Source organism: Bradyrhizobium sp. Ses1 (genome assembly GCF_059512365.1).
Genome location: NZ_JCAMOQ010000072.1, coordinates 20,920 through 29,998 on the forward strand (window position 1 = coordinate 20,920; position 9,079 = coordinate 29,998).

Sequence of the window (9,079 nt, forward strand, 5' to 3'; positions counted from 1 at the left end):
TCAGAAGCGCGCTTTGGAAAGAGGAGGAAACCGTGGGAACGGGACATGAGCTTGCGCGCGCGCGTTTTCTCGGCGGCGCTTCTGGTGACGTTTGCTCTTCGACGGCTGCGCAAGCGGAAACACCGCTCAGCGGGGACATGAACACCCTCGTTCACCCCAGTCCCGTACCCATCCAGCTTGAGAATCAAGTTGCCAGCAAGACAATGACCGCTGGTCTGGGCGGAGGCGTAGCCCTGGAGTGGTACGACTGGAACGTCTACGGCGTGATGGCGGCGTTTCTGTCGCCGCACTTCTTCCCGTCCAGTGATCCCACCACCTCGCTGCTCGCGGCACTGGCCGTGTACGGGGCGGGCTTCTTCGCGCGGCCGCTGGGCGCGGCCTTGCTCGGTCCAGTCGCAGATCGCATCAGCCATAAACGGGTGATGATGATCTCGGTGACAGCAATGGCGTTTTGCTCGCTGCTGATCTCCGTCTTGCCGACTTACAAGGACATCGGCGTCACGGCGGCCGTGGTGTTGCTTCTTATTCGACTGATTCAAGGACTCGCAACCGGCGCTGAGGCAGGTGTCGCCAACGCCATCGCGATCGAACTGGCACCACCAGGCAAGGAAGGGCGTTATCTCGGCCTCATCGGTGGTACGTTCATCCAGCTGGGCAACCTCGGATCCAGCATGGTCGCCTTTTTGGTGAGTGCTTCGGTGGCCCCCGAGGCGATGCGCGAGTGGGCCTGGCGTCTACCCTTTGCGGTCGGCGGCCTGCTTGGCTTGCTGATCATCTATCTGCGCAGAACCTTGCCGGAAACCTTGATCAATCGCGCTATGCATCGCCAAGATGAATTGTCGCGCATTCAGGAGACCACTGGCGGTGTGTGGAAGACACTCTGGAGCGTGCGGCTCTCGCTGCTCGCCGTCATCCTGGTGATCGGGTCGGTGCAGATCGCGAACTACGCATGGAACACGGGTCTGCCCAACATGGCCAATACAGTGTTCAATGAGAACAGCACCTGGGTGTACGGAATCATGACGGTGATGGGCGTGACCTGGATGCTCGCCGCCCCGCACGTAGGCGCCTTCGCGGACAAGGCGCGACCCTCGCGCGCGTTCACGCTGCTGCGCCTGCTGCTCATCCCGTGCTTCTTCCTGACACTGGTCTACTCCGAGAAGAGCATCTCCACGTTTTTCCTCGTCACGGTGTTCGGCGGCGCCATCGTGGGCTTCAACATGGCGCTCTACAACTTCATCGCGACCACGCTGATGCCGCGTGCCGTGCGGACCACCGGGGTTGCCCTCGGCTATGCGCTCGGCGTCTCGTTGTTTGGCGGGACCTCACCGTATCTGCTGGTGTGGTTGCAACGCGAGCACATGGCCTGGATGTTCCCCATCTACGGATCGTTCATCGCGCTGCTGAGCGTGGTGGTCTATCACATCGCCAAGGAACGCGGCCGCGTCTACATCGGCAGCTGAACGCCGTCAGCCTACCTACTCCGCGGGCGCAAAGGATCTTTGTTGGAGTCAAACCATGTCGAGAAGCGACTATCTCTCCGCGCGCGAACGCATGCTGGCGCGTATTGCCCAGACCTGGGGCGCTGCAACTTCAGGCCTGCCGCACTGGGCGCGCACCGAGGACGGACAATGGACGTTCACGCCCGATGGTGATTGGACTGGCGGGGCGTTTGTCGGTGAGCTTTGGCTCGCGCATCTGGCTGCTCCAGGGCGGTTTCCGATCGCTGATGCGCATGCCGCCCTGCGTCGGATGCTGCCGCGCGCCCAACGCCGGACGGCCTTCAAGGGCTTCGGCTTCTATCACGGTGCCGCGCTCGGAAGCATCCTCCTCGGAGATGAAACCGCGCGCGGGGTCGCACTCACAGCGGCAAGGTCGCTGCAGGAAATGTTCGATCCGCGCCTGGGACTAATCCCATTGGGCACCGATGCCGAAGAGGCCAGCGCTGTCGGGGCCGCCGAGTCCAGCATCGATTCGCTCCAGGCCACAACCCTGCTTTACTGGGCCTCAGACCAGCTGGGCGAATCTTTGATGGAGGAGGTCGCCAACGCTCACATGCGGCGGGTGCTCGAAATCCATTTGCGTCCGGATGATTCGGTCATCCAATCATCCACGCTCGACCCGCACACCGGTGAGGTACTCAGGACGCATACACACAAGGGATACAGCGATGTCAGCACCTGGGCACGTGCGCAGGGATGGGCGATGCTGTACACCGCCCACGCCGCCATGGTTCGCCCAAAGGAGCCCTTGTGGCGCGAATACGCGATACGGGTGCTGGACTGGTGGATCGACCATGTTCCCGCGGACCTGGTTGCCTACTGGGACTTCGACGATCCGGCAATCCCGAACACGAGCAGAGATACCGCCGCCACGGCCATCGCCGCGGCAGCGGCATTGCGGCTGGCATCCGGACTTGGCCCTAACGAGGGCGCCAAGTACAGAGAATTCGCCGAACGTACCGTGATGCAGCTGATCGCGGAGTACCTGACCCCGGTCGGCTCCAGTGACCAGCGCCCGCCCGGAATACTCACGAGTGGGTGCTTCACTCGACAAGCGGTCGCGCGCGACATCGACGCGGCGCAGAACGTCGAGCTGATCTTCGGTAGTTACTTCCTGTTTGAATGTCTTGCCATTCTGACGGGGCTAGTGCCGGCCGGCCGGATCTAATGAAGATGCGCCGGGCGTTGCAAGCTCCGAAAGCCGTCTCGGATTTAGCCAAAAAACGGCGGGTTGCTCTCAGGTCGGGATGTCACCGACGTCACCGCAGTCCCGCAGAAAAGCTTCTACGTGGCGCAGAACTGAGACGAGTTCGATCCACGAGGAGCCTCGCCGCGGGGCAGTGCTGTTTACGCAGATCAATCGCGAGCACGGCCCGCTGCCATACTGCCGAATCGATAGGACCAGGCGACGACTTTCCTGATCGGGAGGCCGTCGAATGAAAACGCCCTCATCGCCGCACTTCACGCCCGTGGACCTGAAGCGGTATTTCAATGTTAGGCGCCGGGAGCTGAACGAGCAGCTCGGCAAGCGCACGGGCGACACCGGCTGGATCGACTCGTTGCGGGGGCCGCAGACGCATCGCGGCATCCCGTTCCTGTTCGGCGACGAAGCCGGGCCGGATGTGCTGGCGTTGCGGTGTGGGGAGGCTCCTGTCGTCATCGCGCTGCCGACCACATTGGCCAGGTACGTGCTCTTTGTGCAGGTGGTCACGGACCATCCACCTGCGCGGCCCGAAGGGTTCGGGGAGATCGGGCCGGCCACGCTCCCCGTGGACGGCAACCCGCTCGGCGATCGCGTGTCGACGTACGCGCTCCGATATGCTGACGGCAACGTAGCCGACGTGCCCGTGCTGCGGCGGTTCGCGATCCAGCAGAAGCACATTGCATGGAGTGCGAGTGCATTCGGCGCCGTGCCGATGCGGGGGCCTATCGTGCATGCGAGCACCGACGAAAACTTCGCGCTCGGGCGGGCGGCGGGCGCCAGCTTCTTCTACGGCGAGGCTCGCACGGAATCGGGACGCATCGCTCTTGAAGGCGAGAACCTGTGGCTCTATGCGCTGCCGAATCCGCATCCGGAGAAGGAGCTGGTGGGCCTGAGCCTGCGCGCGGACCAAGAGGATTCGTTCGTGTATGCGGTGAGCATGACACAACTGTCCGAGCATCCGCTGCGCCTTCAGGGCCGTCGCAAGCTGAGGATGCGGCTGCCGCCCGGGGTGCATCTGAACAAGCTCGGAGAACTGGACGTGGACGATCGCGGCGAGCAGATCGGCATGGACCTGGGCAAGGTCATTTCCGCCCGGGCGGTACTTAAGTACTCGAGAGCGGATTGGCTTGATGACAGGCATGACGTGCAGCCTGCGCGTTCCGTGGACGAGGTCATCGTCGAATACTCCGCGCACCCCGACGCAAGGCTCTACCTGCGCTCCGATGACGGCCACCTGTACGTTCGGGGCCTTCGATCGCTGGAAGCCGCCGGAGACGCAGGAGGCAGCTTACTGGACGCGGTGCCCATCGAGCCGGCGACGAGGCCCGTCAAGATCCGCATCGTCGAGAAGGGTAGCGGTGTGCGTGTCGCTGCACGCCTGCATGTCCACGGCGCGCACGGGGAGTATCTGCCGCCCAAGGGACACCACCGCAAGGTCAACACCGGCAGGTTCGAGGACTTCGCCGGCGAGCTGGCGAACGGCCTGAACCAGTACGCCTATGTGGATGGCAGCTGCGAGGCGGACCTGCCGATCGGGCCCGTGTTCGTCGAGATCAGCAGGGGCTTCGAGGTGCGGCCCCTTCGCCGCATCGTCGAAGTCACCGCGGGCACCGAAAGCCTCACCTTCGAGCTGGACAGGGTGCTGCGCTGGCGAGAACAGGGCTGGGTCAGCTCCGATACGCACGTCCACTTCCTGAGCCCGCAGACAGCCCTGCTGGAGGGCAAGGCGGAGGGTGTCAACGTCGTCAATCTGCTCGCGGCGCAATGGGGCGAGTTGTTCACCAACGTCGCCGATTTCGACGGACGCACGACGATCGGGGCGAAGGAGTTCGGCGGCAATGGAGAGTTCCTCGTCCGCGTCGGCACAGAGAACCGGATGCACGTGCTGGGGCACATCTCGCTTCTCGGCTACGAAGGCGAGATCATCAATCCGCTCTCCTGCGCCGGATCCAACGAAGCGGCGATCGGTGATCCGCTGGAAACGACCTTGGCCGGCTGGGCGGAACGTTGCCGGCAGCAAGGGGGGCTGGTCGTGTTGCCGCACTCGCCGAACCCGCAGGCCGAGCGAGCGGCGGACATCGTGCTCGGCTTGATCGATGCGATGGAAATGATGTCGTTCAACCCGCGAACCGCGCAGATCAGCGCATTTGGTCTCGCCGACTGGTACCGGTACCTCAACATTGGCTACCACCTGCCGCTGGTGGCGGGTTCCGACAAAATGGAGGCGTCCGCGCTCCTCGGCGGCTCGCGGACTTATGTGCAGCTGGGCGGGCGCGATTTCACCTACCGCAACTGGATGGATGCCGTGCGCAGCGGCGACACCTTCATCACAGTCGGGCCGCTCGTGGACATGACGGTGGAAGGACGGCGTCCCGGGAGCAAGATCGCGCTTCCTCCTTCAGGAGGCACCGTCACCGTCGACTGGCGGATCGAATCGGTCAGCGTCCGACCAACACGGGTGGAGTTGATTCGCAACGGCACGGTCGTCGATGAAGTGCGATGCGGCGAGTTGTCGTGCAACGGCCATCTCGCGCTACGCGTCACTGCGTCCTGTTGGGTCGCGATCCGTGTTCGAGGCAGTGTCGCCGGGCGCGAGGCCGACATCGCGGCCCACACCAGTGCCGTGTATGTCGAAGTCGGTGATAAACCCATCTTTGCGACCGCGGACGCGGTGTCGGTCCTCGCGCAGATCGAGGGATCGATCGCCTACATGGATACGCTCGCCCCGAGGACCGATGAAGCGCGGCACTCGCGGCTGCGGGCTGCCCTGGAGCTTGCACATCATCGCCTGCATCACAGGCTTCACGAACTCGGCGCCAGCCATGGGCATGCACCGGTTCATTCCGTTCACGTTGAGCGCGAGCATTGATGAAAGGAAAACTTGCGATGACTGCAACCCCAATCGTGTGCTCGGCTTTGCACGACTCAAGCTGGGGCGGCTCGCACCGTCGGTGGAGTTGCGCGCCAAATATCGTGAGGCGGGCGAACGTACGGCAAAGGCACTGTCGATGGCTATCTCACGTCCGCCAGGCGGAACGACGCCCGTCCGTCAGGTATGCTGATCGGAGCCTGTCTCAAAACGTCGCGACGCGCGGCTGGAACTCGGCGAGCCATGCCGAGACGATATTCGGATCTTACGATCTGTTCGAGTCGCTGAACGTTCTTAATGGGCTAATCGAGGTCGAAAAAATCTAATCGTCGACGCCATCTGTTTCTTAGATTCCTTACCTGATGCCAAACGCAAAAAGTCCGGTTTATAGCGGTCTCTTTCCGGTCGCGCCAACGCCCTTTACCGAATCCGGAGCTCTCGACCCTGAGGGGCAGCGGCGCGTGCTCGATTGCATGATCGATCAGAACGTCGACGGAATCTGCATTCTGGCAAACTATTCCGAGCAGTTCCTGTTGTCGGACCAGGAGCGCGAAATGCTGGTCGATCTCTGCCTGTCGCATGTCGACGGCCGCAGGCCGGTCATGGTGACATGCAGCCATTTCAGCACACAGATCGCGGTGGAGCGCGCCCGCTATGCGGCCGATCGGGGGGCAAGCCTTCTCATGCTGATGCCGCCTTACCACGGCTCGGGACTCACAGCGGACGAAGCTGGCATGCTGGAGCATTTCAGCCGTATCGCAGACAAGGCCAAAATTCCGATCATGGTCCAGGACGCGCCACTAAGCGGCGTCACGCTCACGGTACCGTTTCTTGTTCGTCTTGCCCGAGAGGTACCGCTCGTTAACTATTTTAAGGTTGAGGTGCCGTTTGCCGCGGCGAAGCTGCGGACCTTGATCGAGGTCGGCAGTGAGTCGATCATAGGCCCGTTTGACGGCGAGGAAGCCATCACCATGATGGCAGATCTTGATGCTGGCGCGACCGGGACTATGCCGAGCGCGCTGCTTCCCGATCTGTTGCGCCCAGTGATCGACAATCACAAGGCGGGGCGCCGCCAGGAAGCTGCCGCTGCCTATGCAAGAGTGCTGCCGCTGGTCAATTTCGAGAACCGCCAATGCGGCCTGCGCGCTGCCAAGAGTGTGATGGCAGAAGGCGCCGTTATCAAATGCGAGGCAGTACGACATCCCCTCGAACAAATTCATCCGCAGACGAGGGCCGCGTTGATCGAGCTTGCACGCGAAGTCAATCCTCTAGCCCTAGATTGGGGGCACTAAGTTGACAGGCATGAAATAGGATGAACGGAAGCAAGGTGAACCTGTGTACCCGAAAATCAAAATGTTCATTGAGGGCGAATGGACGGAGAGATCTTCGGACAGATCGGAAAAGGTCCTCAATCCCGCGACCGGACAGGCGATCGGCGAGACCCCGTACGCCTGCCGAGGCGATATCGATAGCTCGTTCAAAGCCGCACAGAAGGGGTGGAGCCGTTCGGCGCCATCGCGCCAATCACGGTGTTTAAGAGCTACGACGAGGTGGTCGGAGAGGCCAATCGACTGCCTACGCCTTGCCGGATACGCCTACGCGCAATCTACTAAGATGATGACCGCGATTGGAGCCGACCTTGAAAGTGGCATGTTTTCTATCAATCATCATGGACTGGCCCTTCCGGACGTTCCGTTCGGCGGACCGACTACCGTTCGGGAGGTGGCCCGCAAAGCAATTGAGAGATATATCAATCTTAAGTCGTGATCCAGGCGAGCGCATAGTTAGCTTGGCCACAGGGCGACATCCTGTGAGCCTGGCGAACTCGGATCTGCAAGGCTATGCCCGATGCTCAACCCGTGCCGCTCACATATCCACTCATCGATAGATCACTTGGTTGTATCCGCTGCAGAGATCGAGAAAGAGCACGGTGGCCGATCATTCCGAACGATCTACTGCCATAGTCCAACAGCGATCGTGAGTAACAGGGCTTGCGCCATCTATCGACTCAGGAGAGGGCCTTCTCGATGCGAGATACCCGGGCGGCACATGGCCCGACGTGGCCGGCTGGCTGCTGCCCGATGACGTTTGGGCTTTGTTCAAGGCACGAGTGCGCGCATTGCCCCCTAAGGCCGAACATTGGTGGAGATGCTAGGAGCAGGTTTGAATGACAGGTCCACCTGACGGAACCACGTCGTGCGGCTGGACCAGGCGATCGCCCTCCATTGACCGCACAGCCAAGGAACTCGACAGAATCGATGCTCGTCTTCTTGATCTCGTGCAACGCAACAATCGCCTGAGCAGTGAAGAACTCGGCGAGAAGGTCGGCTTGTCTGCATCCGGAGTTCAACGTCGACTAAAGCGCCTACGATCGGAACGCGTGATAGAAGCTGACGTTTCAATCATTTCTCCAAAAGCGATCGGACGGAATGTGACCCTGTTGGTTCTCATCTTCTTCGAGCGCGATCGGGCCGACATCGTTGATCGCTTCAAGCGGGCAATCTGCAAGATGACTGAGGTGATGAGCGGATTCTACGTTACCGGCCAGGCCGACTTCGTCTTGCTGGTTACAGCAAGTGATATCGAAGAGTACGAACAGTTCACTCGGCGCCTTGTACACGAAAATCCAGACATAAAGCGCTTTGAAACTATCCTCGTTCTGGATCGGGTCAAGGCCGGCTTCACTTTACCAATGGCCTCTATCGCATGCTGATGACCAAGGTTGACGTGTGACACCCGGCAGCATCGCTTTGTGTTACCTTTTGTCCGAGGCTATGGGAGCGATTGGACGACAAGCTCGCACAGCGCTTGGTCTGGCTAACGATGCAATCTGACCCAAAACCGCCTCCCGACAAATTAGCTGCCTCGGCGCGATCCCTCTAAAGTACCGTTGATCAATTCGTAGCGCCTTGGCGTCGAACTCAATCTTGTCTGGGAGCTGCACCACCTCGTGCTCGTTCTGATGATCTGCTTAAGCCTGGCGCGGAACTGGTCGCCGTCACCCCGTTGTCTGCGGCTGTGTTCGGTGGCGTCGTTCCCTCCGATGCGCCGACGGCATCACAATCCGCGTTTCACGAAATTGCAAGCTTCGGGAGCCTCAAGCCGCGAAAGGTTGCAATCTCAAGGCCAAGCCGCCCGCCGAAATCGATTCTCGGCCAACGGCCTGGGGCCTTTTTCACGAGCGACTAACAACCCGGAAGCTCGGCAGGGGCGCGAGCAAAGTCGCGGTCACCGAAAGGGTAAGGATCAGAATGATCGCGATGCCGTGCGCAGCAAGCCTATCGAGCTTCTGCACGATGCCCAAGGCCGGCCGGCACAAACACGAGTGACACAAGTGTAAGCAGTTCCTTGCTAGGTGCAATTTGTAGCGTTGATGGATCAGAGTCTGCAGCAAAGCGCCGGCTTCGTCGGGGATGGTGCGAGCGAAGAACAGGTCGTCAAGCACAAGCAGATCGCAGTCAAAGATGCTCCGCAGCCGAGCTTCGCGCTGAGCGGCCGGGCTGA

General features: G+C 61.2%; 5 protein-coding genes and 1 pseudogene. 5 read left to right on the plus strand and 1 reads right to left on the minus strand.

All coding sequences use genetic code 11. The annotated features are described in order from the left end of the window. The first annotated feature begins 32 nt into the window (after window positions 1–32). From AC5ZG5_RS41990 to AC5ZG5_RS42010, 5 genes are all read left to right on the plus strand, one after another. A complete protein-coding gene (locus tag AC5ZG5_RS41990) occupies window positions 33–1,463 on the plus strand; it encodes an MFS transporter (RefSeq protein WP_456645729.1) in 1,431 nt (476 codons plus the stop codon). A gap of 55 nt (window positions 1,464–1,518) precedes the next feature. Beyond that, window positions 1,519–2,670 carry a glycoside hydrolase family protein gene (locus AC5ZG5_RS41995; RefSeq protein WP_456645730.1) on the plus strand — a complete coding sequence of 384 codons (1,152 nt, stop codon included), beginning with the start codon at window positions 1,519–1,521 and terminating at the stop codon, window positions 2,668–2,670. Between the two features lie 268 nt (window positions 2,671–2,938). Next, entirely contained in the window at window positions 2,939–5,575 is a 2,637-nt protein-coding gene (locus tag AC5ZG5_RS42000; protein ID WP_456645731.1) for a CehA/McbA family metallohydrolase, read from the plus strand. A gap of 362 nt (window positions 5,576–5,937) precedes the next feature. Beyond that, a complete protein-coding gene (locus AC5ZG5_RS42005) occupies window positions 5,938–6,867 on the plus strand; it encodes a dihydrodipicolinate synthase family protein (protein ID WP_456645732.1) in 930 nt (309 codons plus the stop codon). Between the two features lie 875 nt (window positions 6,868–7,742). Then, window positions 7,743–8,288 carry an Lrp/AsnC family transcriptional regulator gene (locus tag AC5ZG5_RS42010; protein WP_456645733.1) on the plus strand — a complete coding sequence of 182 codons (546 nt, stop codon included), beginning with the start codon at window positions 7,743–7,745 and terminating at the stop codon, window positions 8,286–8,288. 462 nt (window positions 8,289–8,750) lie between these two features. Here AC5ZG5_RS42010 and AC5ZG5_RS42015 read toward each other — a convergent pair. Beyond that, a pseudogene (locus AC5ZG5_RS42015) lies at window positions 8,751–9,079 on the minus strand (hypothetical protein); the annotation flags it as partial.